Annotated in this window: 18 protein-coding genes; 9 read left to right on the top strand and 9 right to left on the bottom strand. The window is 41.5% G+C overall.

All coding sequences use genetic code 11. The annotated features are described in order from the left end of the window. Positions 1-184 precede the first annotated feature (184 nt). Positions 185-2029 carry a PAS domain-containing sensor histidine kinase gene (locus tag J4N24_RS20655; protein ID WP_207535629.1) on the bottom strand — a complete coding sequence of 615 codons (1845 nt, stop codon included), beginning with the start codon at positions 2027-2029 and terminating at the stop codon, positions 185-187. 165 nt (positions 2030-2194) lie between these two features. Between J4N24_RS20655 and J4N24_RS20650 the strand changes: the two genes are divergently transcribed. From J4N24_RS20650 to bglX, 6 genes are all read left to right on the top strand, one after another. Next, the gene (locus J4N24_RS20650; RefSeq protein ID WP_207535628.1) at positions 2195-2809 is read left to right on the top strand and encodes a trimeric intracellular cation channel family protein; all 615 of its coding nucleotides are present in this window, start codon (positions 2195-2197) and stop codon (positions 2807-2809) included. Between the two features lie 263 nt (positions 2810-3072). Further along, complete coding sequence (locus J4N24_RS20645; RefSeq protein WP_207535627.1) at positions 3073-6087, top strand: SusC/RagA family TonB-linked outer membrane protein; 3015 nt, start codon at positions 3073-3075, stop codon at positions 6085-6087. A 36-nt stretch (positions 6088-6123) separates the two neighbouring features. Then, on the top strand, positions 6124-7581 hold the full coding sequence (locus tag J4N24_RS20640; protein ID WP_242691756.1) for a RagB/SusD family nutrient uptake outer membrane protein: 1458 nt from the start codon (positions 6124-6126) through the stop codon (positions 7579-7581). Positions 7582-7812: 231 nt separating this feature from the next. Further along, positions 7813-9168 carry a glucoamylase family protein gene (locus J4N24_RS20635; protein WP_369806247.1) on the top strand — a complete coding sequence of 452 codons (1356 nt, stop codon included), beginning with the start codon at positions 7813-7815 and terminating at the stop codon, positions 9166-9168. A gap of 5 nt (positions 9169-9173) precedes the next feature. After that, positions 9174-10898, top strand: a complete 1725-nt coding sequence (locus tag J4N24_RS20630) for a family 43 glycosylhydrolase (protein WP_207535625.1) — start codon at positions 9174-9176, stop codon at positions 10896-10898. 40 nt (positions 10899-10938) lie between these two features. Beyond that, complete coding sequence (gene bglX, locus J4N24_RS20625) at positions 10939-13227, top strand: beta-glucosidase BglX (protein WP_207535624.1); 2289 nt, start codon at positions 10939-10941, stop codon at positions 13225-13227. Positions 13228-13277: 50 nt separating this feature from the next. Here the strand turns inward: bglX and J4N24_RS20620 are convergent, their stop codons facing one another. Then, positions 13278-13586, bottom strand: coding sequence for a hypothetical protein (locus J4N24_RS20620; RefSeq protein ID WP_207535623.1), 309 nt, complete (start codon positions 13584-13586; stop codon positions 13278-13280). A 4-nt stretch (positions 13587-13590) separates the two neighbouring features. Between J4N24_RS20620 and J4N24_RS20615 the strand changes: the two genes are divergently transcribed. Then, entirely contained in the window at positions 13591-16479 is a 2889-nt protein-coding gene (locus J4N24_RS20615; RefSeq protein ID WP_207535622.1) for a triple tyrosine motif-containing protein, read from the top strand. A gap of 114 nt (positions 16480-16593) precedes the next feature. Here the strand turns inward: J4N24_RS20615 and J4N24_RS20610 are convergent, their stop codons facing one another. Further along, positions 16594-18507: a vWA domain-containing protein gene (locus J4N24_RS20610; RefSeq protein ID WP_207535621.1), complete on the bottom strand. Its 1914-nt coding sequence runs from the start codon at positions 18505-18507 to the stop codon at positions 16594-16596. A gap of 79 nt (positions 18508-18586) precedes the next feature. Here J4N24_RS20610 and J4N24_RS20605 point away from each other — a divergent pair, with 79 nt between their 5' ends. Next, a complete protein-coding gene (locus tag J4N24_RS20605; protein WP_207535620.1) occupies positions 18587-19162 on the top strand; it encodes an RNA polymerase sigma factor in 576 nt (191 codons plus the stop codon). Then, on the top strand, positions 19152-20471 hold the full coding sequence (locus J4N24_RS25935; RefSeq protein WP_207535619.1) for a carboxypeptidase-like regulatory domain-containing protein: 1320 nt from the start codon (positions 19152-19154) through the stop codon (positions 20469-20471). Before J4N24_RS20605 ends, J4N24_RS25935 begins: the two co-directional genes overlap by 11 nt. Before the next feature lie 55 nt (positions 20472-20526). Here the strand turns inward: J4N24_RS25935 and J4N24_RS20595 are convergent, their stop codons facing one another. The 6 genes from J4N24_RS20595 to J4N24_RS20570 are packed head-to-tail and all read right to left on the bottom strand — an operon-like array spanning position 20527 to position 26548. Next, on the bottom strand, positions 20527-21597 hold the full coding sequence (locus tag J4N24_RS20595) for a hypothetical protein (RefSeq protein WP_207535618.1): 1071 nt from the start codon (positions 21595-21597) through the stop codon (positions 20527-20529). Continuing rightward, on the bottom strand, positions 21584-23254 hold the full coding sequence (locus J4N24_RS20590; protein ID WP_207535617.1) for an FAD-dependent oxidoreductase: 1671 nt from the start codon (positions 23252-23254) through the stop codon (positions 21584-21586). The genes J4N24_RS20595 and J4N24_RS20590 overlap by 14 nt, the downstream gene beginning before the upstream one ends. After that, complete coding sequence (locus J4N24_RS20585) at positions 23232-24740, bottom strand: polyamine aminopropyltransferase (RefSeq protein WP_207535616.1); 1509 nt, start codon at positions 24738-24740, stop codon at positions 23232-23234. The genes J4N24_RS20590 and J4N24_RS20585 overlap by 23 nt, the downstream gene beginning before the upstream one ends. A gap of 5 nt (positions 24741-24745) precedes the next feature. Then, on the bottom strand, positions 24746-24970 hold the full coding sequence (locus J4N24_RS20580; RefSeq protein WP_207420347.1) for a DUF350 domain-containing protein: 225 nt from the start codon (positions 24968-24970) through the stop codon (positions 24746-24748). A gap of 48 nt (positions 24971-25018) precedes the next feature. After that, positions 25019-25195 (bottom strand): hypothetical protein, encoded by a 177-nt coding sequence (locus J4N24_RS20575; protein WP_207535615.1) that lies wholly within the window; start codon positions 25193-25195, stop codon positions 25019-25021. A 3-nt stretch (positions 25196-25198) separates the two neighbouring features. Beyond that, on the bottom strand, positions 25199-26548 hold the full coding sequence (locus tag J4N24_RS20570; RefSeq protein ID WP_207535614.1) for a DUF4178 domain-containing protein: 1350 nt from the start codon (positions 26546-26548) through the stop codon (positions 25199-25201).

Genomic DNA, 26548 nt, shown 5'->3' with positions numbered 1-26548 from the left:
TAAATAATTTATTGGATAAACCGGAATCTTATTTGAGGACGATTGGCAAGCATTTTCGAAAGTATGGGAACCCTTTGAAGCGAAACCGAAAATAACCCTAACAAATAGTAGGGCAACTGAAAAATACCTCTGCTCCGGTAGCCCCTCCTTTCAGTAGCAATAGGAGAGAAGGGCCGCCGGTTAATCATACATGTGATAGTAACCATTCCCGGGCTTCTGTTGTAGATGTAAAAAATTGGGTTATTACATTTCCCTGCTTCAGATCCACAGCTTTTTGAGCGGATATGTTGTTAAACATTACAGAAGAGAACACCCACGCAAAATAACGCAGACCTGCAGCCTCCATCATAGGAAACCACTGGCCACCTACCCATTCGGAAGCGTCAGAAACTCCGGTGATATTCGAATTATCATTTAGCACCAGCTCACACTTATTTGCCTTTAACAATTCATGCATTTTCAGGCAGCCATATTTTACAGATTCCAGATCCTGAAAGCCAATCCAATCCACTTCAAGGATTCCGGTTGAGCGCTTAAAGCTTATGCCCATGTGGTTATCTTTGTAATCAGTTGAAGAATCAACGATTATCTTACGATGAAGTTCATTATGGGGGAGTTTGAAAAAGAACGTAGATCCTTTTCCAGGCTCGCTTTCGATCCAGAAATCTCCTTTGTGTCTAATTAATATCTCTGACACTATAAAAAGGCCCAAGCCCAAGCCTTCATACTTCATTGCGGTAGCATCCACACGATAAAACCGTTGAAAGATCCTTGCAAGATCCTTTTCTGCTATGCCGATGCCAAAATCTCTTATTGAAGTAATTACATAATTAGCCTGGACATAAGTATCTATCTCAACACGGTCGGCTTCAGGGGAATATTTAATGGCATTGGAAAGTATATTAGCAAATACCTGCTCTAACCGATACCGATCTCCCTTAAGCTTTACAGAGGACCTGCTTTTAACAATAATTCGGTGCTTTATATTCCAGCTTTTTAAGGTTTGTACGAATTCGTCCAGAAGTTCGGAAAATTCAATTTCTTCAATGTTATAGACGAGCTTGCCGGCCGATATTTTAGAAACATCAAGCAAATCACCAGTAAGCCTTTCCAAACGTTTTAATTGGTCAAGGCCACGAGAAATAAATGTAGCCTGTTCAGCAGCTTTGTTTTTATCTAAAAGCTGCAAATAAAGTTTTAGACTAGTGAGAGGAGTTTTGAATTCGTGACTAGCGATACTCACGAACTCGTCCATTTTTTTCAACTGCAAGTTGCTATGTTGGTGCTCTCTTTCCTGCTCGGTGATGTCAGTTAATGTGCCAAGAAAACCAGTTTCTTCATCAAAAACAGGTAGTCCTACCGAGAGGAACCACCTATACTCATTGTTCGCACTCCTAAGCCGGAACTTGCCGGTATAATGCTCTCTGTTTTGTAAAGCCTTATCGTAGTACTTTTGAACCTCCAGCGTATCATCCTCATGCAATAACTTCGACCACCCACTATCATAACATTCCGCAACAGTTAAGCCAGAGAAGTTCTCCCATTGCTTGCTGATATAATTCAACCTTCCATCAACACCAGTTCGCCAAATAATAACAGGAGTATTATCGGCAAGAAATCTAAAATATTTTTCATTTTTCCGGATGGCTTCCGAGGACTGCATTCGGTCTTCGATATCTACACAAATACCCAACCAGGAGGTCAGGAGCCCATTATTGTCGAACACAGGCTTCGTTTTACTTAGATGCCAGCGATAGATTCCGTTTTTATCCCTGAAACGCTGTTCAATTTCATAGCTCGTTTGGCCTTGTAAATTAGTTTGGGCTGCTCGCTGTACCAAGGGTAGGTCCTCGGGATGGATCAAAGTCCATATGATGTTCTTTAATTCCTCGACGGAGGTCGTTCCCGTAAAATCAAACCATTCCTGGTTATAATAATTGGCTGACATACTAGCATCGGCCCTCCAAACTTTGGCGGGAACTGCATCAGCTAAAAAACGAAATTCAGAATCAACTGAGTTATCAGGCATAAGGAAGATTAGCTGACAAACAAGACAGCGAAGCAAAGATATTATTTATGCTTTTTGCAGCACTACATGAAAGGAAGGATTTTCTTAGGACCAAAAAGCCCTTTGTATGCAAGAACTCATCCTTATAGATCTATCTGTTATTAAATATTCCGTACTTTGCTTCAAATGGATCCTATTTACATTACCGAACTATTCGGAACATTCTTCTTCTCCATGTCTGGAGCCTTGGCAGCCGCAGAACATAACGAGGAACACGACTGGTTCGGTGCCGGTTTTATTGGTTTTGTTACTGCTATTGGAGGAGGCAGCCTTCGTGACATCCTATTAGGAAGCTATCCTCTTATCTGGATTGGAAATGTAAGCTTTCTATATGCTATCCTTGCTGGTATCATCCTTGCAGGTATATTCTATAACACCTTACTAAAACTACGCAAAACCTTTCTACTTTTCGATACATTCGGGATTTCACTCTTTACCATTCTAGGAACAGAGAAGGCTTTGCGGTTCGGAATTAGTTCGGAGGTGGCTGCAATTATGGGAATGTTTACTGCTGTAATGGGTGGGGTTGTCAGAGATACATTACTAAATGAAATACCCATAATTTTTAAAAAAGAGATCTACGCAAGTGCTTGCCTTATTGGAGCGAGTGCTTATCTCTTACTAATTCAGTTCGGTGTTGAACGCAATATTTGTTTTTTCTTGTCAATCCTCGTTATAGTGATTGTGAGAGTTCTGGCTCTAAAATTCCACTTAAGCTTACCTAAGTTCAAAAGAGGGTAAGCGCCATGTTTCAAAATTCAGAACAGTTTTACTACATCATTAACTCTCATAGACACCTGATGTAAAATTCTGCTTGTAGTACTGAATTTACATTTCAAAATTCCATACCTATCAGATATTCAGCTGATTACAAATTGCTTTTATTGAATTTGAGCAAGTGTGATGTAGTAATGTAGAGCAAACAAAGCTTGCTTTAAGTGATTATTCTCCTTGATATTTGACCAATCAATTATCGAGTTACAACCAATTTAGCTAACCGCTTTATGAAAAAGTTTACTATTATTTTGCTGCTGGCATTTGTAGTCGTGTTTACTACAAATAGTATTGCCCAGCAGATTGCTGTTAAAGGACGGGTGTCCGATAACAAAGGTATTTCACTTCCAGGTGTGAGTATACGAATCAAGAATGGCCAGGGCGCAACTCAAGCTGATCAGAACGGGAACTATTCTATCAACGCTCCATCCAATGGTACCCTGGTTTTCTCCTTTATTGGCTTTCAGGTCTTGGAAGTCCCTGTTAATGGAAGAACACAAATCAATGTGCAGCTACAAGATGCCACCCAGGAATTACAACAAGTAGTTGTTGTAGGTTATGGCACTCAGCGTAAGGTTGATGTTACAGGTTCGGTTGCTCAGGTTAAAGGAGGGGACATCAGCAAGCAAGTATCAACAGATGCAGCAAGTTCCTTACAAGGTAAGGTAGCGGGTGTTCAAATAACAAACTCTGGTTCACCGGGAGGCACCCCGAAAGTGGTGATACGAGGTGTTGGAACCATTTATGGTAACACAAACCTATTGTACGTGGTTGATGGCATGTGGTATGACAATATCAGCTTCTTAAATCCTTCAGACATTGAAAGCATGAGTATCCTAAAAGATGCTTCAGCTCAGTCTATTTATGGAATCAGGGCAGCAAATGGGGTGATTCTTGTTACTACCAAGAAAGGATCCAAGAACCGCACGGTTATCGACTACACTGGAACGGCAGGTTTACAGTCACTAAGTAATGAGGTCGAAATGGCTAACGGAAATGAGTATGCTACTATTATAAACGAACTTTATACCTCTAATGGCAAAGCTGCTTTATTCAATAACCCACAAAGCTTTGGTGCTGGTACTAACTGGTACGATGCTGCATTGAGGACTGCATTCATAACCAACCATCAGCTTTCAATAAATGGGGGAGGTGAAAAATCAACCTATAATTTTTCTTTAGGATACCTGAACCAGGAAGGACTTGTTAAGGGAAATAACTACAGACGGTATACAGCACGCTTCAACAATGATTATACCCTTAGTGACAAATTTAAGGCAGGATTTAATATAACCGGGGTTTATAATGATTCAACTGATGTTCCTGGCGGAATATGGCATGAACTTTATTCTTCAGCTCCGGTAGTTCCGGTTTACAATCCTGATGGATCCTACGGAGATCCTTACGCTTTTTCTTTGGGGTCAGCAGTACAATTCAACCCTATGGCTACCCTGGCGGCTTACAATGTAAAAGGCAAAAGGTACCGGGCAACTGGAAATGCTTATGCATCTTATGAAATCTTAAAAGGACTTACATTTAAGACAAGCTTTGGGGGTGACTTTGGAGAAATGGAGTATAGGAATTACGTAGGTGCTTATAACTATACTCAGGCTCAAAAAAATACTACTACCAAACTAACTATGGGCAGAGTAAATACCCGGAACTGGATCATTGAAAACACCCTGACTTATGATAAAAAGCTCAACGACCATAACGTAACATTATTGGTTGGGCAATCCGCTCAACGATACAAATCCTACACTTCAAGGGCCTCAGGAGAAGGTGTTCCGTATGATTCTGAAGACGACTTGTACTTGAAGCTGGCAACTACAGGGACGGTGCTCTATACAGATGGCGGAAGTCTTTCTACGACGGCATCTTACTTCGGTAGAGCTAACTATAACTATAAGAACACTTACCTGCTTAATGCATCACTTAGAGCCGATGGTTTCTCTCAGTTCTATGGTGGAGGAAATCTTTGGGGGTATTTCCCTTCAGTTGGATTAGGCTGGGTGGTGACAAATGAACCATTCATGAAAAATCAGCACCTGTTCAATAACTTAAAGTTAAGAGGTAGCTGGGGTAAGGTAGGAAATGCAGGAGTTCCCATTAATCCAACTATTGTAACGGTAAATAATGCGGCATCATTAAATGCAATTTTTGGAGCAAATCAGAATGCCTACACAGGTGCCTCCATTTCATCCATTGCATACCCAACAATAAATTGGGAGCGCATAGCAGGAACAAACGTTGGATTCGAAGCCGCACTTTTAAACAACAAGTTAAGCATTGAAGGAGATTACTATAATAAAATCACTGAAGATGCAATTTTTGCTATACCTGTATTACGCTCTTTGGGACTTACTTCATCTGGGGTAGTATCGAACCAGGCCAGCTTCCGTAACAGAGGGGCGGAGCTTTCGGTGAATTGGAGAAATACTACCGAAAATGGATTAACCTACTCCGTTGGTGCTAATGTTGGAATGAACGTTAACAAGGTTACAAAGGTAACCAGTGGAAGCAACCCGATTTTAACAGGTGCAACTGGCATTACAAATGGAGCTGTAGTAACCCGTACAGTTCAGGGAAGGCCTATCGCCGAATTCTATGGATATGAAGTGGCCGGAATTTTTCAAAACACATCAGAAGTTGCGTCTTCAGCACAACCCACTGCGGCTCCTGGTGATTTCCGGTATGTGGATCAAAACAGTGATGGCCTTATTGACGGACGAGACAGGACCTCAATTGGGAACCCTAATCCAAAATACAACTACGGTATCAATACAAATTTCGGATATAAGAACTTTGATTTGTCCCTGGACTTTCAGGGTGTCGCAGATGTTGATGTCTATAATGCTAACATTGCTTACAGATTTGGAAATGAGAACTTCACGAAGGATTTCTATAACAACCGCTGGCACGGAGAGGGCACTTCTACCACTTACCCGTCTGCTAATGTAGGATCAACCACAAACTCAGCCCCTAGTTCCTTCTATGTTGAAAGCGGCGCTTATTTCAGAGTAAGAAATGTACAGTTAGGATACACTTTTCCTAAGTCTATAGCGAGCCGTCTTAAAATGAGTCGTTTGCGCGTCTACGCTAACGCACAAAATCCAATAAACATATTTGGTTACAAGGGCTTTAGTCCGGAGGTTAGCGGCGCTTCAGTACTTACTTCTGGAGTTGACGCGAATGTATATCCTCTTTACTCTACTTATAATTTTGGTTTAAACGTTACATTTTAATCTTGCCCAATGACACTTCATCAATCAAAATACCTAATGAAAACAGTTAAGGTTGCGGTGGTAACTTTAGTTGTGACTTTTAGTAGCTGTAAAAATGATTTCCTGGATATTGATCCACAGGGGGAACAAGCAGCTGCGGCTTTCTGGACCTCAGAAGCCGATGCAACAAAGGCTGTGAATGCAGCATATGCCAGTCTTCGTTCCTGGGGAAATACAGCTTTCCCTGCATTAGCAGTTGAAAGTATCCCCGGAGACGATGCCGAAAAGGGAAGTAGCCCAACCGACGCTACCTATTTTAATGACTACGATAATTTTACAGCGACATCCACTCAGGGACAACTGGGCGGATTCTGGGAGGCTCAATATCAAAATATAAACTATGCTAACCAGGTATTAGACAATATTCCCTCTATTACAATGAGCGAAAGTTTGAAGTCACGCTATTTGGCAGAGGTAAAGTTCATTCGAGCCTATTCGTACTTTCGGTTAGTCAGAGCATTTGGTGGGGTTCCACTTAGGTTGAAGGTACCAAAGGATGCTACCGAATACAATATTCCGCGAGCATCTGCAGCAGAAGTATATGCAGCCATCGAAAAAGATTTAACAGAAGCTGCGGCTGCTTTACCTCCTTCTTATTCAGGCGAAGATGTGGGACGTGTTACAAAAGGGGCAGCTCTGGCCCTGCATGCTAAAGTTGCCATGTATCAGCAAAAATGGTCTGATGTATTAAGCTATACCAATCAGGTGATGGGAATGGGTTATTCGCTGGTATCTGATTTTGAGAAAGAGTTCCGGTTGGAAAATGAGAATAGCACGGAATCTATATTTGAAATTCAATCTGCCCTGGTTGTTGGAAACGCGCCTGCATCCAATTCCCAATATTCGCAGGTACAAGGGGTAAGGGGTGTTACAGGCGGTGGTTGGGGTTTCAATGTCCCAACACAGGAGCTAGCTAACGCATTTGAACCCGGTGACACTAGAAAAGATGCTACTATTATCTTTCGTGGAGAGACTACTCCCTCCGGAGACGCTATTCCAGCCACTGGTGACAACCCGATGTACAATCAAAAATCTTACGTTCCATTCAGATTATACGTAACAGGATACAACGAAGGGGCTCAACAAAACATCAGGGTACTGCGATATTCGGAGGTACTATTAATGAATGCTGAGGCTGCAAATGAATTAAATAATCCTGTACAGGCTATTGCATCTTTAGAAATAGTCCGGGCCCGAGCGAGAGGTAGTAACCCTTTGGCACTACCAAAGGTCACAACTACTGATAAGGCTGCTTTAAGAACAGCTATCTGGAATGAAAGACGGTATGAACTGGCCATGGAAGGCGACAGATATTTTGATGTCATTCGTCAGGGGCGGGGCGCTCAGGTTTTTGGGGCTAAAGGTTGGAAGGCTGGCAAAAATGAAGTTTGGCCAATTCCCCAGACTGAGATCGACCTGAGCGGAGGCTTGCTTACACAGAATCCGAACTATTAAGGCGTTTAAGAGGAAGCCGGACAATGTACTGTTTCAAATCTTTCTGCTATCGAATTTTGCTTGTGGTGAGGAAAAAGGCAGTAAAGAAATACGTCCGGCTTCTATCTTAAAACTATCAATTTTAACTATTGTCTGCTGAAATGGTGATTTTATAACAAATAAAATCTATAGGGATCAGGCCTTACCCAAAGCTCTGACGAGACCGGTAAATTCTACAATTATTAAAAGAAAATGAAGCAAAAACACACACTTTATATTGCTTTCGCAACCGCTATGCTCTTTTTTTTAGCTTGTACCGCTAAGCGTAATCCTGTTGAAAATTCAGAACAACCCCTTTCAGATGATTCACTATATACATTAGTTCAAAGAAAGACTTTTGACTATTTCTGGTCTGGTGCTGAAGAAACTTCGGGACTGGCAAGGGAACGCTATCACGAAGACGGAATCTACCCGGAGAACGATAAGGACGTAGTGACTACCGGTGGTGGTGGATTTGGGGTAATGGCCATTTTGGTAGGAATAGAAAAAGGTTTTATTAGTAGAGAGGAGGGCCGGATGCGACTTGAAAAAATAATTGCCTTCCTGGAAAAGGCTGATCGCTTTCATGGCGCCTGGCCTCATTGGCTTTACGGTAAAACCGGAAAAGTTAAGCCCTTTGGTACTAAAGATGATGGAGGCGATCTCGTAGAAACCTCTTTTATGGCCCAGGGACTTCTATGCATAAGGCAATATTTCAAGGATGGAACATCGGCGGAAAAGAATCTGGCGGAGAAAGCCGATCAGCTTTGGAAAGAGATAGATTTTAGTTGGTATCGAAATGGTAAAGACGTTTTGTACTGGCATTGGAGTCCAAATTATGGTTGGGAGATGAACTTTGCTGTACAAGGCTATAATGAATGCCTGATTATGTACGTGCTTGCAGCAGCCTCACCAACCCATACTATTCCAGCGGAGGTCTACCACAATGGCTGGGCTGATAAGGGAGCAATACTCCAGCCGACAGAAAGTTATGGCTATAAATTGCAATTGAAACATCAGGGTTCTACTGCAGGAGGCCCTTTGTTCTGGGCTCATTATTCATACCTCGGCCTTGATCCGAGAGGCCTGAAAGACAGGTACGCGGATTATTGGCAGGAAAACACAAGTCAGGCCATGATTAACTACGCCTGGTGTGTGAACAATGCCGGACATTTTACCGGGTACGGACCAGACAGCTGGGGATTAACCTCAAGCTATTCTGTTAAAGGATATTCGGGCCACGCCCCAGCCATGGATAAAGACCTTGGTGTAATTGCACCAACGGCTGCTCTATCTTCTATGCCGTATACTCCAGAGCAAAGCAAACGGGCTATGAGGCATTGGTATCATGACATGAAGGATAAAGTTTGGGGACAGTTTGGTTTCTATGACGCTTTTAGTCAGACTGCGCAATGGTATCCGAGGAGATATCTGGCAATAGATCAGGGACCCATTGTCGTCATGATGGAGAACTACAAAAGCGGCCTTCTTTGGAACCTGTTTATGTCGGCTCCGGAAGTTCAGGAAGGATTAAGAAAATTAGGTTTTAGTAGTCCCCACTTAAAGTAGACCGCATGAAGACAAGGAAGAAAAGACTGCAATTACTGCTTATTATTTTATCAGCAGCATTTGCAGGGAAAGCCCAGCAGCCATCAACCTACTGTAATCCATTAAACCTGGATTACACCTACATGATCTATAACGCCTACGATAATATTTCTTATCGTTCCGGAGCTGATCCTGCTGTTGTGAAATTTAAAGGCGAATACTATATGTTCGTTACCAGATCCCTTGGATACTGGCATTCTACTGATCTTACAAATTGGAAATTTATAACACCTGAGAAATGGTATTTCCAGGGTTCAAATGCCCCAGCTGCTCACAATTACAAAGATTCAGTTTTGTACGTTGCAGGCGACCCATCAGGATCAATGAGTGTACTATTCACAGACAACCCAAAGAAAGGAGACTGGAAAGCAATTCCAGGAATACTAAACGACCTTCAGGACCCCGATCTGTTTATTGACGACGACGGGAAAACCTATATGTTCTGGGGCTCTTCTAATCTTTACCCCATCAGAGCTAAGATTCTGGATCGAAGCAACAACTTTAAGCCCTCGGGAAAACCAATAGAGTTGTTCAATCTGAACGAGTTGAAACATGGCTGGGAGCGCTTTGGTGAGAATCATTCGGATACCCTGGAGGGCTATATTGAAGGTCCCTGGATGACTAAGCACAACAACAAGTACTATCTTCAATACGCGGCTCCCGGAACTGAATTTAATGTATATGGGGATGGGGCTTACATAGGAGATAGTCCTCTGGGTCCCTTTAAGTATATGCCTAATAATCCCTTTTCTTATAAACCAGGAGGCTTTATGAATGGGGCAGGGCATGGTAGTACGGTAATTGGCCCCGGTAAACAATACTGGCATTTTGCTTCTATGGCAGTATCGATCAACGTAAATTGGGAAAGGCGATTGTGTATGTTCCCGACTTACTTTGATACAGATGGCCTGATGTACTCTAACACAAGCTTCGGGGACTATCCTCATTATGGGCCAGCAGAAGGGGAAAAGGCAGGACGATTTACTGGTTGGATGTTGCTATCCTACAAGAAACCCGTTAAAGCCTCTTCCCAACTGGATGACTTCGATCCATCCTTAGTAGCAGATGAATCTGTAAAGACCTTTTGGGTTGCCAATAAGAATGACAACCAGCAATGGCTGGAAATGGATCTCCAGAAACCTTGTAAGGTTTACGCTATTCAAGTGAATTATCACGATTACAAATCGAATTTATATGGCCGGCTACCTGGCTTAAGCCATCAATTCCTGATAGAAGGCTCTTTGGACGGGCTGCAATGGATCACTCTTGTAGATCGTTCATCAGATAAAAGAGACACACCGAATGATTATGAACAGTTAGCCCAGCCCCAGAAGGTGCGATTCGTGCGGTACAAAAACATCCACGTACCTACTCCTCATCTGTCAATTTCAGGACTCAGGGTATTTGGAAACGCCGGAGGTAAGTTGCCAGCTGCTGTTCAGGGCTTCGAAGTAATCCGAAAAACAGACAGAAGAGATGCCCTTCTTAAGTGGAAGAAATTGCCTGGGGTGCAAGGTTACAATGTCCTTTGGGGAATTGCACCGGATAAGCTTTATAGTTCCTGGATGGTATATGACAATGATAGCCTTGAGCTAAAGAGTTTAAGTGCCGACCAGGAGTATTACTTCTCTATAGAAGCATTTAATGAAAATGGTGTATCAGCAAGGACGAAATCAATAAGAATAAAATAAAAAAGGAGACCTGAACGGTCAGATTAAATAATTAGAAAGTATGAAGCGAATTACAGCATTTGCAATTTTAGTTGCATTGGTAATTAACGATGGGGTTGCACAAACTAAGAGTGATGTGAAAATGAATCAGTTCATTTCAACCCTCATGAAGAAAATGACACTTGAGGAGAAATTGGGACAGCTTAATCTCCCCACTTCGGGTGATATAACCACTGGCCAGGCCTCAAACTCGGAAGTCGCCAAGCAGATCACTGAAGGCAAAGTGGGTGGACTGTTTAATATTAAGTCCGTTGAAAAGATACGCGATGTGCAAAAAATAGCGGTTGAAAAAAGCCGATTAAAAATACCGCTCATCTTTGGAATGGATGTTATTCATGGGTACTCTACTGTTTTTCCTATTCCTTTAGGCCTTTCCTGTACCTGGGACATGGAACTTATTGAAAAAAGTGCAAGGATAGCCGCAATAGAAGCAAGTGCCGACGGCATTAACTGGACTTTCTCACCGATGGTGGATATTTCCCGTGATGCACGTTGGGGCAGATTTGCAGAAGGTTCAGGAGAGGACCCATATATAGGATCGCAGATCGCTAAAGCTATGGTGAAAGGGTATCAAGGTTCCGATCTTTCAAAAAATAATACCATAATGGCCTGTGTTAAACACTTCGCTTTATATGGAGCAATAGAAGCGGGTCGGGATTATAACACAGTCGACATGAGTCGTATAAGGATGTATAACGAATATTTCCCTCCCTATAAGGCAGCAGTTGACGCTGGAGCAGGTAGCGTAATGACTTCATTTAATGAGATCGATGGTGTGCCCGCCAGTGGAAATAAATGGTTAATGACAGATGTACTACGGAGACAATGGGGCTTTAATGGTTTCGTTGTGACAGATTTTACCGCTATTAACGAAATGATAGCCCATGGAATGGGAGATTTGAAAACTGTTTCCGCCCTTTCTTTAAGAGCCGGAGTGGATATGGATATGGTAGGCGAAGGTTTTCTGACCACGCTTAAGCAGTCGTTAAAAGAAGGGAAAGTTACACAGGCACAAATTGATCTTGCTTGTAAAAGGATCCTCGAAGCTAAATATAAACTTGGCCTATTTGATGATCCCTTCCGTTATTGCGATGTACAACGTAGCAAAACAGAGATATTTACAGATGCCCATCGCTCAGCTGCCAGAGAGATAGCGGCTAACTCATTTGTTTTACTTAAGAATGAAAAGAACGTTCTACCTCTCAGAAAAAAAGGAACAATAGGACTTATTGGTCCGCTGGCCGATGCTAAAGAAAACATGGTAGGAACCTGGAGCGTAGCAGCTGATTACAACAAACCTCTTTCGGTGCTTTCTGCCTTAACCAATGCAGTTGGTAATAATGCGAAGATCGTGTATGCAAAAGGATCAAACCTAACAGCAGACACTGCGTTGGAAACAAGAGCGACAATGTTTGGTAAGACACTAAGAAGGGATAGCCGCAGTACCGAAGCTATGTTAAAAGAGGCGCTTGAAGTTGCAAATAGATCTGATGTGATCGTTGCAGCCCTTGGTGAATCCGCGGAGATGAGTGGTGAATCTTCCAGCAGAACTGATATTGGAATTCCAGATGTACAAAAAGATTTGCTTAAGGCTTTATTAAAGACCGGAAAACCAGTTGTGCTTGTTCTGTTTGCAGGAAGGCCAATGACCTTAAAGTGGGAGAGTGAGAACGTGCCCGCCATATTAAATGTTTGGTTTGGCGGTAGTGAAGCAGGCAGTGCAATAGCTGATGTATTGTTTGGCGATGTAAATCCTTCGGGAAAGCTTACAGCAACCTTTCCTCAGAATGTCGGTCAGGTGCCATTGTTCTACAATCATAAAAACACTGGCCGTCCTCTGGCTGAAGGAAAATGGTTTGAAAAATTTCGTTCCAATTACCTGGATGTATCCAACGACCCTTTATTCCCATTCGGATTTGGCCTTAGTTATACCTCCTTCAGCTACGGTGATATAAGTCTAAGCAAAGGCACTCTTAAACCAGGAGAGGCAATCACTGCAAGCATAAAGGTAACCAATACTGGTTCCCGCGAAGGAAAAGAAGTAGTGCAGCTTTATATCCGCGACCTGGTTGGTACTGTTACCCGCCCTGTAAAAGAATTAAAGGGATTCCAAAAAATATCCCTGAAAGCAGGTGAAACAAAAACAGTTACTTTCAGGATAACGGAAGAAGACTTGAAATTTTATAACAGCGATTTAAACTTCTTAGCCGAGCCAGGTGATTTTAAACTCTTCATCGGTACTAATAGCAGGGATTTAAAAGAAGCAGATTTTAAACTACTTTCAAAATAGAACCGCCGGTTTTGGAGTAATAATATTCCAACTTGTCATAGTTGAATTGGTTAGTTTGGCTTGTTGAGGTACCAGACAATTCCCCCAAGTACGGGGGAATTGCTCTGGTAATTTTTTATAGATCGATTACCTAAACCTATTCCGCAAAGACCTCCCTTTTGTGTTTTTTTGTGAGAGGCAAAGTATAAGGCCTCAGTTCCATCCTTCAACCTGAAGTAAAAATCAGAACTCTTAAACATAGAATTACAGTTAAATTCTATATTAGCGTCTTGCAGGGCAAGGATAACCAATATATACTTATTCCATAAGTGCAGTTGAAATACAGCTAAGGAGCTGAAAAATTTATAGCCGCTTTCCATCAGTATGAGAAGTACCTTAAGGTCGATATTTTTTCTAGTAAATATTTTTCTATATGTCAGTTCTTATGCCTCTGAAATAAAGAACATAGGCATTCCTTATATTCAAAACTACTCCAAGAATTCTTATCAGGCAGGCAATCAGAATTGGTCTGTAACCAAAGATGAAAGAGGGGTGATGTTTTTTGGAAATGCGAATGGCTTACTATCTTTTGATGGGAAACATTGGCAAACTTACTTTATGCCTAACAACATCATTGTAAGAGCAGTTTGTGCCGATGGAAATGGTAAAATATACGCAGGTGGTTTTGGTGACTTCGGTTATTGGTCTTATAATAAAAAAGGAAAGTTTTCTTATACCTCTTTAAGCCGTAAACTAAAGCAAAAGGCAGCAGGACAGGATGAGATCTGGAAGATCTTTGTAGACGGGCAGCGGATTATCTTTCAGTCATTCCACTCGATATACATTTATGAGAAAGGTACTTTCAATATAATAAAGTCGAAAAATCCTATACTTTTTCTTAACAAGGTGGGGCAACATTACTTCACTGGAATACTATCTGAGGGTTTGTTCGAATTGAAAGGTAAACAGCTCACTTTGGTACCAGGTAGCGAAATACTTGGTAATGGAGTTTTAACAGTGCTGCCTTACAAGAAAAATCAATTTCTGATCGGAACTGCCCGAGAAGGTTTGTATATTTTTAATGGTGAGAAAGTTTTACCCTGGGAAAATCAGGCAAACACACTGTTAAAAGGCTTACAATTAAATAATGGTGTAGCGCTACTGGGGAAGTACTTTGCTTTCGGTACTATTCTCGGTGGTATCATTATCATTCATGAAAACGGTAGCATTGTTCAGCGGATAAATAAATCTGGCGGGCTGCAGAACAACACGGTACTAAGCCTCTACGCGGATAATAAACAGGATCTTTGGGCCGGTCTGGATAATGGAATTGATCGCATAGACATTACATCTCCCCTTTATTTCTATTTAGATAAAACGGGTGATTTCGGCACGGTTTACTCCAGTATTGTTCATAACGGAAAGATCTATCTTGGTACGAATCAGGGCTTATATTACAGCAACTGGTCTGAAAGCAATAAGTTGTTTCAATCATTTAACTTTAAACTAATAGATAGGTCGCAGGGACAAGTCTGGAATTTATCATTGATTGATGGCGAGCTGCTTTGCGGACATAATGAAGGAACTTTTCGCGTAGAAGGCGAATCTATTAATAGAATCTCCTCTATAAAGGGCGGCTGGACTATAGGGAAGCTAAGTACTAACCCCAATTTTCTTATTCAGGGTACTTACAGTGGACTGGTGATTTACAAGAAAAATGCGCATGGACAATGGTCGTTTTCGCATCAGGTAAAAGGCTTTGATAAACCCACAAGATTTGTAGAGCAGGATGCAAAAGGAAACATATGGGCTTCAGATGCGAATAAGGGTGTTTACAGGCTGAGACTTGATCCGGAATTCGGTCAGGTTATTGAAGCTAAAGCCTATGATAAATCGCATGGGTTGCCCTCTGACTATCATGTGAACATCTCCAATTTGAATAATCAGATCGTTTTCTCCTCAGATGCTGGCTTTTACATCTATGACGAGATCTCGGACAAATTTTTCCCCTACCAACACCTGAACAAACGCCTTGGTTCCTTTTCAGCATCAAACAGGATCATCAATGCTGGCGGTGACCGGTATTGGTTCATCAACCACGGCAAAGTAGCATTGGCCCAGATCAGTACGGGTAAGTTTTCGATCGACTTTGTCACTTTTAGCAGTCTGAACGGTTCGATGGTTCAGTATTATGAGAATATCAGCCGTATAAATGAGAGCATCTATCTAATTAGCGTTGATGATGGATTTGTTATTTATGATGTGTCTGGTAGAAAGGAGCAAAGGATGGAAACATTACCACAGGTGCTCATAAGACGTTTAGAAAATATAACGGAAACACCATCCTTAGTTACAGAAAATGCTACTGCTATTGATGGTGTCAGGATACCTTATGCAAGCAATAATATTCGAGTTTCCTATTCCTTACCATACTATAGGGTAGCCAGGATCCAATATCAGTATTATTTGGATGGATACTCCGACAAATGGTCTGATTGGAGCAGCAGCGCCCAAAAGGAATTCACTAACCTTTCATGGGGAGATTATAAATTTAAAGTACGTGCACGCGTAAATGGCATTTATATTTCTGACGAGGCGGTTATTGAATTTAAAGTGTTACCCCCGTGGTATGCGAGCTTTTGGGCTTACATGGTCTATTTTCTCCTTGCTCTCTTAGGACTATACCTTCTGCGTGAATGGTATAAATTGAAACTACGGAAGCACCAGGACTTTATCCACCAGAAGTTTCAGGAGGAGAAGGAAGAGCTGCTACAAAAAGAAGCCGTAGCGAATGAGCAGAAGATTGTTCGCCTTATGAATGAGCAATTAAAAGCAGATCTCGATAGTAAAAACCGGGAGTTGGCTAATTCTGCCATGAATATCGTTTACAAGAACGAGCTGCTGCAGGGGATAAAGGATGAATTAAGTCATCTAAAAGATGCTGCCGGAAAGAAATTGTCTGCAGAGCAGTTGAAAAAGATCTACCGGGTAATTGACCAGGGGATGAATGACGAGAGAGATTGGAATTTATTTGAGACGAGTTTTAATGAGGCCCATGAGAGCTTCTTCATAAAGCTTAAATCGCGCTACCCTGATCTTGTTCCTAACGATATAAAACTTTGTGCTTATTTGAGAATGAACATGAGCAGTAAGGAAATGGCCTCTTTGTTAAACATTTCGGTAAGAGGAGTGGAGATACGCCGTTACCGCTTAAGGAAGAAACTGAACCTGGAACATGATAAAAATCTCGCTGAATTCTTTATGGAGTTGTAGGAGATGAGTTTAAGACTTTTTCGGAGCAAGATTGAAAAAGACCAGCACAGAAACTATGCTGGTCTCGAGAACTATCGAATTCTCCCTGGCACGGTTTAGGATGCCCAATCAGTTTTAATCAGAATCTTTAGCAAGTTCCATTCCTTTAGAAAGCATCGCAGCACTTTCGGCCAAGCGTACAAACTCGGCCCGGTAACCATCATCATCTTTTCCTCTGGCGCCTTTTGCTCTTGAAATAAGTTTATCAAAAGAAGAAGCTTGTTTAAACTCTGAATTTCTCAGGAGCATTCCGAATTCTGCAACCGCACTTGCGAAACGAAAATCTGCAGAGGTTGACTGAAAGGATATCGGTTTGTCTTCCTGAACTACCTGTTCCAGGCGGCTTTTATCAGAATGAGGATCTTTATACCTGAATTTTATAGTTGCTACTTCCTCAGAAATAGCTGCATCTGGCTTCTTTTCAGACTTTTGGTATTTAAGAGGATCAACATTTCCTGTGAAATCACTTGTTACGCCTACCGGAATTATTTCATAAAGTGCGGTCACCGTATGTCCAACACCTATATCTCCGCCTATTTTCTTATCATTATTAAAATCCTCCTTTGCCATCAACCTATTTTCATATCCTATTAAGCGGTAGGCCTGAACTTTGCCGGGATTAAACTCGACCTGTATTTTTACGTCCTTCGCCAGGGTGAAAAGCGTTCCGCCAAATTCTGTCACCATTGCTTTCCTGGCTTCGGTAATATTGTCGATGTATGCATAATTACCCCTTCCTTTATCAGCAATGGTTTCCATTTTACTGTCCTTAAGATTTCCCATTCCGAATCCTAAAACAGAAATGTTTACTCCGCTTTCTCTTTCCTGCACAATGAGATCTTCCATATCCTTGTCACTGGAGGCTCCTACATTAAAGTCACCATCCGTCGCCATAATGATCCTGTTATTACCCTCTTTCTTGAAATTTTCACGAGCGACCTGATAAGCCATTTTTAATCCTGCTCCACCCGCTGTCGATCCGCCTGAACCTAAAGCATCAATCGCATTTTTGATTTCAGCTTTCTGGCTACCTGGAGTACTTTTTAACGCCAATGTCACATAGCCTGCATAAGTTACTATAGCAACCTGATCTTTATCCCTTAACTGATCAACCAACATCTTCAGGGAGGTCTTGACTAAAGGAAGCCTGTTTTCTGGAGACATTGAGCCTGAAACGTCGATCAGGAAAACAAGATTAGAGGCCGGCAATTTTTCTGTCTTAACCTCTTTTGCCTTTAAACCTATCCGTAGTAGCTGGTGCTGGGCATTCCAGGGCGCAGAGGACAGTTCTGTATGAATTGCGACTGGTTTATCGTCTTTTGGACCCTCCAGGTCGTATTTAAAGTAATTGATCATCTCCTCTACACGCACGGCATCTTTGGGAGGAAGCTGCCCATTATTAATAAAGCGACGCAGATTTGTATAGGAAGCGCCATCCACATCTACTGCAAAGGTCGATAAAGCTTGATCTTTGGGATTCTGGAAACCGTTTTCGGTAATCTCCTTGTAAGATTCTGTGTTGTGGTCGGGAATTAATATATGTCGGGTATATACTTGATTGTTTTGGCCCCTTATTGCAATCCCAGATACCTTAGCCTGCATAGCAGCTGTAGGAGCAGCTGCCACTGCTCCAGTGACGTCCTGTTTTCTTTGGGTTCCATATCCAACTATCACTACTTCCTTCAGTTCGGATTTCGACTGCTTTAGAGTAACATTAAGGCGATCAGTTTTCCCCGGCTTGACTTTCAGAGTTTCATAGCCAATAAATGAAAAGACCAGATTCACCTCGTTCGATGGGATCTTTAAAGAATAATGCCCTTTGGTATCTGTTGATGCTCCAATAGTTGTACCTTCCACTCTTACGGACACACCCGGTAGAGGAGAGCCATCTAATTGATCGCGCACCGTTCCACTGATAGTGCGCACTGAACTGCTTTTAAAGCCAACCAGACTTAAGAGCAGGATAATGAGGTATAGATTTCCTTTCATGTTATTGAATTTTGGCGAAGGATGCATCATCAGGAAAATTTCCATAAGCGATAAATAAAAATTATTTTCAGACACTTAAATGAGTTGGTTTAGTAATTCAGGGAAAACAGATCAGTCTAGCGACCAGGAACTCCTGGACCGTTATCTGGCTACGCGCGATCTGGAAATCCTGGGTAAACTGTTTAAAAGCCATTCCTCAATGGTTTACTATGTCTGCTATCGCTACTTCCAGGATACTGAACGTAGTAAGGATGCTGTAATGCAGATCTTCGAAGAGCTTATCAGGAAGATAGAAAAGCAGGAGATCAGGCAATTTGCCAGCTGGCTTTATGTGTTGACCAAGAACTACTGCCTGATGCAGCTGCGTTCAAATAAGAAAATGCAATATGTTTCTTTCGATGAATTTGTGGAATTTCCTGTAAGTCAGCATCAGGAAGACCATAAAGAAAAGGAGGCAGCCCTTACCGCACTCGAGAAATGCGTGGAGAAGCTACCAGAACGGCAAAAACAAAGTATCGACCTGTTCTTTTTAAATGAGAAGTGCTACAAAGAGATTGTGGATTTAACAGGCTTCAGTTTGAATGAGGTTAAAAGCTATATACAGAACGGAAAAAGGAATTTAAAAATTTGTATGGAGAAGAACGGTGGAGAGTAACAAATACAACATATCCTTAATTCGGAAGTATCTCAATGGAGAACTTGATGCTAAAGCTATGTATGAGCTTGAACGCCAAGCCCAGGAAGATCCGCTTTTAATGGATCTGATCATGGGGATGGAATCGGGGGAGCCGCAGGAACATGAAAGGGTGTTACTAGAGATCGATGATCTTATCGATCAAAGGACAAGACCCGAAAAATCATGTATTCTTCCTTTAATTAGGTGGAGTATTGCTGCTTCCATACTTATCGTTTCTGGCCTTGCTGCGTTATTTGTGATAAAAGATAAATCTCCAGGAAGGATTTCAGCAGGAAATCAAAAAGAGAGATCATCGAAAGTTGATAGTGTGTTAAAACCTGCAAATCCTGACCCAGCTAAAGTTATGGATGAAAAGGTGGATATTGCAACAAACTCCAGAAAGCGCAAGCCAGCTCCGGAAAAACCGCGAGACAACTTAGTAACCGTATCAAGAGCTGAACCAGAAATAGCAATGCTTGAGGTTCCCGAAAAAAAGGATCCTGGGCAATTGAATGAGGTAGTTATTATAGGCTATGGCACTCAAAAGAAAAGTTCTGTTACAGGTGCTGTCGCTACTATCAAAGCAGAGGAATTAGCTCCGCAAATAGCCTTGCAAGGTCGTGTTCCAGGAGTGGCAGTAGACGAATTGAAGTCTAAGACGTTTAAGATTAGAGGCTCATCATCACTTAAAACAAACTTACAAGGTGATGGAAAACAAGTAACAGGTACAGTGAGAGACAAAACGACTAACCAAACACTCCCAGGGGTATTTGTAAAAGTAAAAGGAACTGACATTGCGACTGTTACAGATCTTAACGGACAATTTAAGTTAGCGGTTCCTGACTCTAATCAAACCTTGCAACTAGCTTACATAGGTTTCGACAGCGCATCAATAAAGGTAAATAAGAACGATAGTATTGTTATCGCCATGAATCCTTCCAGTTCTTCACTAAATGAAGTTGTGGTAGTCGGCTACGGAAGTAAAAGAGATGATGATCCTGCGGATAATCAAAATAGGGAAGTTGCACCTGTTCATGGATGGCAGGAATATAACAAGTACATAAAGAAAAACGCGATAGTATCAAAAGGACAAAAAGGTACGGTTGTACTAAGCTTCTCTGTTTCTTCTAATGGATCTCTCAGCGATTTCAAGATTGTAAAAACCGATAGTCCAAATCTAAATGTTAAGGCGATCAGCCTGGTAGTAGACGGACCGGCTTGGCACGGGCCTAAAGCAGGGACCCAGAAAGTGAGATTAAGGATAAAGTTTAAGGAGGTTGAAGACTAAGACATAAAGGGTTTTAATCGCTTGACTTGCCTTAGGTCAATAAAGAGTGATCGGATCAAGATTTCTTTCTAATTTTCCAAATAAAGCCATCAAGAACGTAGTGGGTGGATTGAGGAAGGGCAAGCAAGGGAACCAATAATGAAAGTAGTTGCCTTTCTTCAATCTTTGGTAAAATTGAAAATACGGGAAAAAGGTCATTATGTTCCTTCCAGATTAAACCATCCCAAAGTCCTTCTTCCGCGTATGCTAAAGAGGCAAGGATAAGGATGAAGACTACAACACCATACTTCCCAAAGGAAAATTTTAATACCTTGCTGCCTTCAGTTATCTCTTTACTATATCTTTTCTTTTCGAAAAACCAGATTAAAGCCATGTAGGGGATCCCATGCGATAAAACATTAAGGGTAGTGAAGGCCATATCTCCATTATAGTAAACGATACCGAAATACCAGGATAAGACTGTGCCAAGGATCAATATATTTTTGGGGACATTAAACTGCTTATGTTTGTTTAACAGAGTTATCTCCTTAAGGATGTAAAGTATAAGTACAGCAACATATACCCAGGCAAATAACAGTGATAGGAAGGGCAGAGGATAACGAAGGAAATCGTTTTCAATAAACCAATTGAAGTTCCGGTTGGGGTTAAGATGCCAGAAGCAGATCGGATAAAGGGTTGCTGAATAGATCGTTAGAGAGTCGATCACTATGGATAGTTTATCTTCTTTCTCATTTCTTGAGTATAACCGCATGATCCCGTACTGTTGCCGGATAAAGTGAAATACCGCCAGATAAGCTAGTACGCGCCAGAACAATAGTTGATCAAGGCTGTAGAAAACGACACTGATCACGTAGCAGAACAAAGGTACAGCCACTAATAAGGATTTTTTTGCTTTGAGTTCCCTGGGGTTAAAATAGGTGCGGTATAAAGTGCTGTAAACATGGGCCACATCCACAAATACAATCAATATTAGCCAATAAAGAGCGGGCATTGCATCTGATTCCTTAAATTGCGTTGGGAATAAACCAACAATAAACAAGGCCAGAAAGGGTGGAAGTAGGATAAAAATAGTGTCTGAGCTAACAGAATTTAACCAGGGTTGCTTGATCTCCTTAAACTTTTCCATACGAATCGAGTACTTGTTTGGCTGCCTTTATTCCCTGGTAAAAGGCTTCTTCGAAAATGCTAACTCCACTTAAATCACTATGTCCAAAAAATATCTGATGATTTAGTGGCTGATTAGCATTTCTTCTGCTTTCTCCCCAAACAAAACCTTTTGCAGGACTTATCATTCCATGTCCCCAAACCCAGAACTCTACATTTTCAATCTGGTCGGTGATATTAGGATGCAGGTACTCAAGCTCGGGCACTACTATGTCCAGCCATTGTTCATGATTTCTAGCGTAAGCAGCTAGCCGGGCAATACGGGTATCTTGATCACATAAAGGAAGATAGTACGTAATGATCTTGGAACCGCCCTCTGCTGTAATATCCTGGTGATTTGCATCGACATAACCAACGGAGGGCGTGTTATAAGCTACATTATCCCAGGAAAGTGGCGCGCCCGGTGCTCCTGCTAAGCCTTTAAGTGTAATGTTGGCAACCAGCCAGGGCGCATAGTTAAAGCCTTCATAATCCACCTCGGCTCTTGTGAAATTTTTGAGCAATTTCCTTGTTACATATTGAGGTGTTGCCATGATCAATTTCTTTGCCCTTATCTGGTAAGATTCTTTTTTCTTCAGATCATACACGTCGACCAGCATGAAAGACTTATCTTCCCTAATACCATAAACAAGTGTAGAAGAACGAACGTGCCCTTCAAGTCGGGCAGTAAGACGTTGCATCAAATATCCATTTCCTTCAGGCCAGGTTAGAACTGTTGAGCTCTCGGCATTCGCTGCCTTTCCCTTTCTTCCTGCGAAGTAGTGCAAGCCAGCCCACGCTGATATCTTGTCAAGCTTCTGGCCATAATCGTCCTTACAACAATATTCAAGATACCATAGGAGGTAAGGGGAGTTGAAGCGGCTTTCCTTTAGGTAATCGCTGAAAGATAGGTTATCAAGTTTCCGCCATGTAGTATCTGTCGAACTGTGATCCAAGGGAATATCGAAAGCATACTTTCCATCATTTCCTCTAACATATCTCAGTTCCTCCATTAAAGCCAGAAATCTTTTTATCTGGTCTTTATCCTCTGCGGGTATACCAAATTCAGGAATAAGGCCTTCCTGCCACTGTCCGTTTATGAGTAATCTTTCCTCCGGGTCGAAACAGATTGAATATTCATTATAAAAAGGGAGATCGTTCTCGAAATGAGTGATCAGGTTACATTCCTGATAAAAATCAATCAGATCCTTATTTTCATTATTGGCAGGGGTAACATAGTGTGCACCCAAAGGGTATTTTGAAACCTTCGATTCCCCGAACTTTGAGTTTCCCCCTGTCTGGTTCTCTAATTCCAGCAGTTCAAAATTCTCTAAGCCATTTTTCTTCAGCCAACGCGCAGCCGAAAGGCCGGAAATTCCCCCTCCAATAACTAAAACACCAACATCCCTGGAGTAAGAGGGTTTAGGTAGTGATACCTTGTCCCTCAGAACATGTCCAGCGCTTGCATCGGGTCCTTTAAGTTCAGCTGGTATATCGGAATAAGGAGAAGACCCGGGCTTAATTTTTCGGATACAGGCATTGAGCGCAATGCCAGAACAAATAAGTCCCGCACGAAGCATAAATCCTCTTCTGCTGATACTATTTGTAATTGAGTTCTTAAAGAACCGATGCCCACTCATCCTCAAAATATTTCACCAGCACCTGATTGTTCAATTTATTCACTTCCGTCTCTCTCTTGGCCATGTCTTTTGGAAAATACAGCATTTGATCCATGCTTTCCTTACTTATGAACTTAAGGTTGGAAATAAAGGAGTTCGGCTTCTTATAGAAACTCTTCTTCATCGCCATAATATATCCCCATTCACCGAAAGATGGAACATAGTTATGATAGGGAACAGTGTGCAGACCTACAGATTCAAGAGTTTTATTGACGGTCCAGAACGATTTAGGGGCTACAAAAGGAGATGTAGATTGTACCACCATGATCCCGTCTGGATTTAATAGTTCCTTAATTATTGAATAAAAGGAATTTGTGTATAATTTTCCTACAGAATAATTAGAAGGATCCGGGAAATCAATAACTATAAAATCAAAAGTTTCCTTTTGCTGACGGGCCCAGGTAAAAGCATCTGCATTAACCACCTTCACTTTCTTCGACAGTAATGATTTCTTGTTCAAACTCAATAACATCTCATTCTTTTGAAACAAAGAGGTCATTCCTTTGTCCAGGTCAACAAGGGTAATTTGCTCTACATTAGGATATTTAAGTATTTCTCTAACCGCCAAACCGTCGCCGCCTCCCATTATCAAAACCTTACGTGCTTGCGGCAGGGCCTGAAGACCGGGGTGTACCAGGGCCTCATGATAGCGATACTCGTCGTCGGAACTGAACTGAAGATTTCCGTTCAGGAATAACCGTAGGACTTTTCCTCGTTTAGTCAGGATAATGCGTTGGTAAGAGGTACTCTTGGAATAAATAATGGTGTCGTTATAGCTGAGACTTTCGGAGAAATTGGTGATCTTTTCGGCGTATACAAAACCCAGCAGCAGACCAAGGATACTTATTATAGAGGCAGATTGAAGGTAATTAACCGCTGGTATCTCTTTTTTAAAATTTACACAGACCAATAAAGCAACAGAGACATTGAGGATGCCAAACAGATATGCTGTTTTTACCAAGCCTAAATAGGGGATCAATACCAGCGGAAAGATAAGGGATGCAAGCAAGGCCCCAATATAGTCGAAGGTAAACACCTTCGACACAAGATCCTTAAACTCAAAACGGTTCTGAAGGATACGCATCAGCAAGGGGATTTCCAAACCTACCAATATTCCTGTAAGGGATACCAGACCGTACAACAGTACCCTGAAAGAGGCAATGCTTTCAAATAGAAGAAATAGTAAAGTAGAACTTATTCCACCAACAATTCCAACCAATATTTCTATTTGGATAAACCAGGATAAGATATTTTTCTCAAAGTACTTGGACAACCAGCTGCCAATTCCCATTGAAAATAAATAAACACCAATAATGGTAGAGAACTGCGTTACGGAATCTCCAAGAAGGTAACTGGCAAGAGTTCCGGCAATCAGTTCATAAATTAACCCGCATGTTGCAACTACAAATACAGAGAGCAGCAACACTGCAGGAAGTTTGTTATTCATATTTTCTATCCGTGAATGGCAGAACTAATAATTATAGCGATGGCAATAATAAATGCAGCACAAACAATAGCAAGTGCGTTATTCTTCTTATCAACGATCTCTTTCCACAGATTTTCCGGAGTGATCTTTTCTATTATAACGAAAGAAATAACCAGGATTACAATACCAAGTACTGAATAAACCAAGGATGCAACTAAATACTTGTAATTGATCAGTTCGTGTAAACTCATTTTCTTATTTTTTTGAAGTTTTCTTATTATTTGAGATGACTGGTTAACCTACTTGTGGTAAAACCTTGCTCCTGAACCAAAATGTCCACGGTTCGTATTTGTATACTCGGTGTTTTTTTCTGCCTTATCTGCCCAAAATGTAATTCCATTCCAGGTAGCATAACCAAAATAAAACAGAATAACCAGCATAAATCCTATATAGTATTTTAATGGTTTGATATCCATATCTTAATTATCAGTTTCGTAAGGAGAATAATCACTGCTCATCCAACGCTTCCTTTCGAAGCTTGTCCAGCGGATGTAACTAATGATTGGGTAAATACTTAGTAGAAGCCAGACTAGTAGGATGTTACGCCACATCATTACGTTTGCAGTAACCGCTATATGGAGATAGGTTTGAGTGGGATCACCTGAAGCTGGATAAATATTAAGATGATATTTACCTTCAGGGATTTTCGAGAGGATTATAGATTGGCTCTTCGATCCCTCAGACCATGATTCACCGCTTTCATAGCCGTGATAGTATTCAATTCCTTTAGTTACTTCCCAGGTTTCATTTGTGCCTTCGTTAACCAAAACAACTGTCGCTTCCATCCAGCTATTATCAACGTTTGCGCGTACTTCTATTTCAAGCGTTGTTTTTCCATAGGGTTGCTCAAAAGAAGAGCTTAAGAATGGCTTGTATTCGTAAGTGCCTGAACTGGAACCCAAATAACTAGTTGAATCTGTGGAGTTTCGCTCAAATGAAATATTAAAATCACTATTAAGCAATTCCCGCTCAGGCCTGATTGCCCTGAAAAGGAATACAACCAGCAAAACAGCAAGAGCAGCTAGAATACTGACCTTGGCCAGGGTGTCAAAACTCGCTCCCTGTCGGGACGGTTGATTTGCCCCAATCTCAACTTTAGGTGGAAAACTATCCGCGTTCAATCCAAAACCTTCAGCAATTTCTTCCGGCTCAGTATATTCCCCCCAAAAATACTGTGCTTTGTTACTTCCGGAGTTTCCAACTTCCCTGCTAATAATAAAGGGTGGGGCGATATATTCATTCACTCTGGGATGGTCTTCCATAACATCCCAATCAAATTCTCCAATTAGGCCAGTAATTACTGGAGTATATTTATTAAAAATCCGATATTCAATATTATTATGTGTAGCAGTTCCAGAATCGCTATACGCTTTTTCCAGGGAAGGCTCCCATATCTTGTCAACAATAAAATTCCAGTGCCCGTTAAACTCCGACAATGTTGCGTATCCCTTTTCGTAGTTATATAGCAAATATTCTTTCCAGCCATAGCTTGTACCTTTCTCTTTCTTTTCGAGGTAGGCTATCACCCGGAACTTATGGTCCTTTAAGGTTCCTTCTGCCCCAAGGGGAATAAGGGGTTTTGCTTTAACAGGAGGAACGTTTTTTTGGACTTTCGGTGTATAAGCAGTAACAAAACGAATAAAGGAATTACATGAACCGCAAATACAGAATTCACTTCCATCTGGATCAAAAAGTGTAATCGATTCATGACAGTTCGGACACTTGAAGGTTTCCGGTTCCGGGAAAGAAAGCTGTTTCACTGTTGCCAT

The sequence above is a fragment of the Desertivirga arenae genome (genome assembly GCF_017355785.1).
GTDB classification, from domain to species: Bacteria; Bacteroidota; Bacteroidia; order Sphingobacteriales; family Sphingobacteriaceae; genus Desertivirga; species Desertivirga arenae.
Note: the sequence above shows the minus strand (reverse complement) of the source record. Positions and strands in the feature narration are given on the sequence as shown.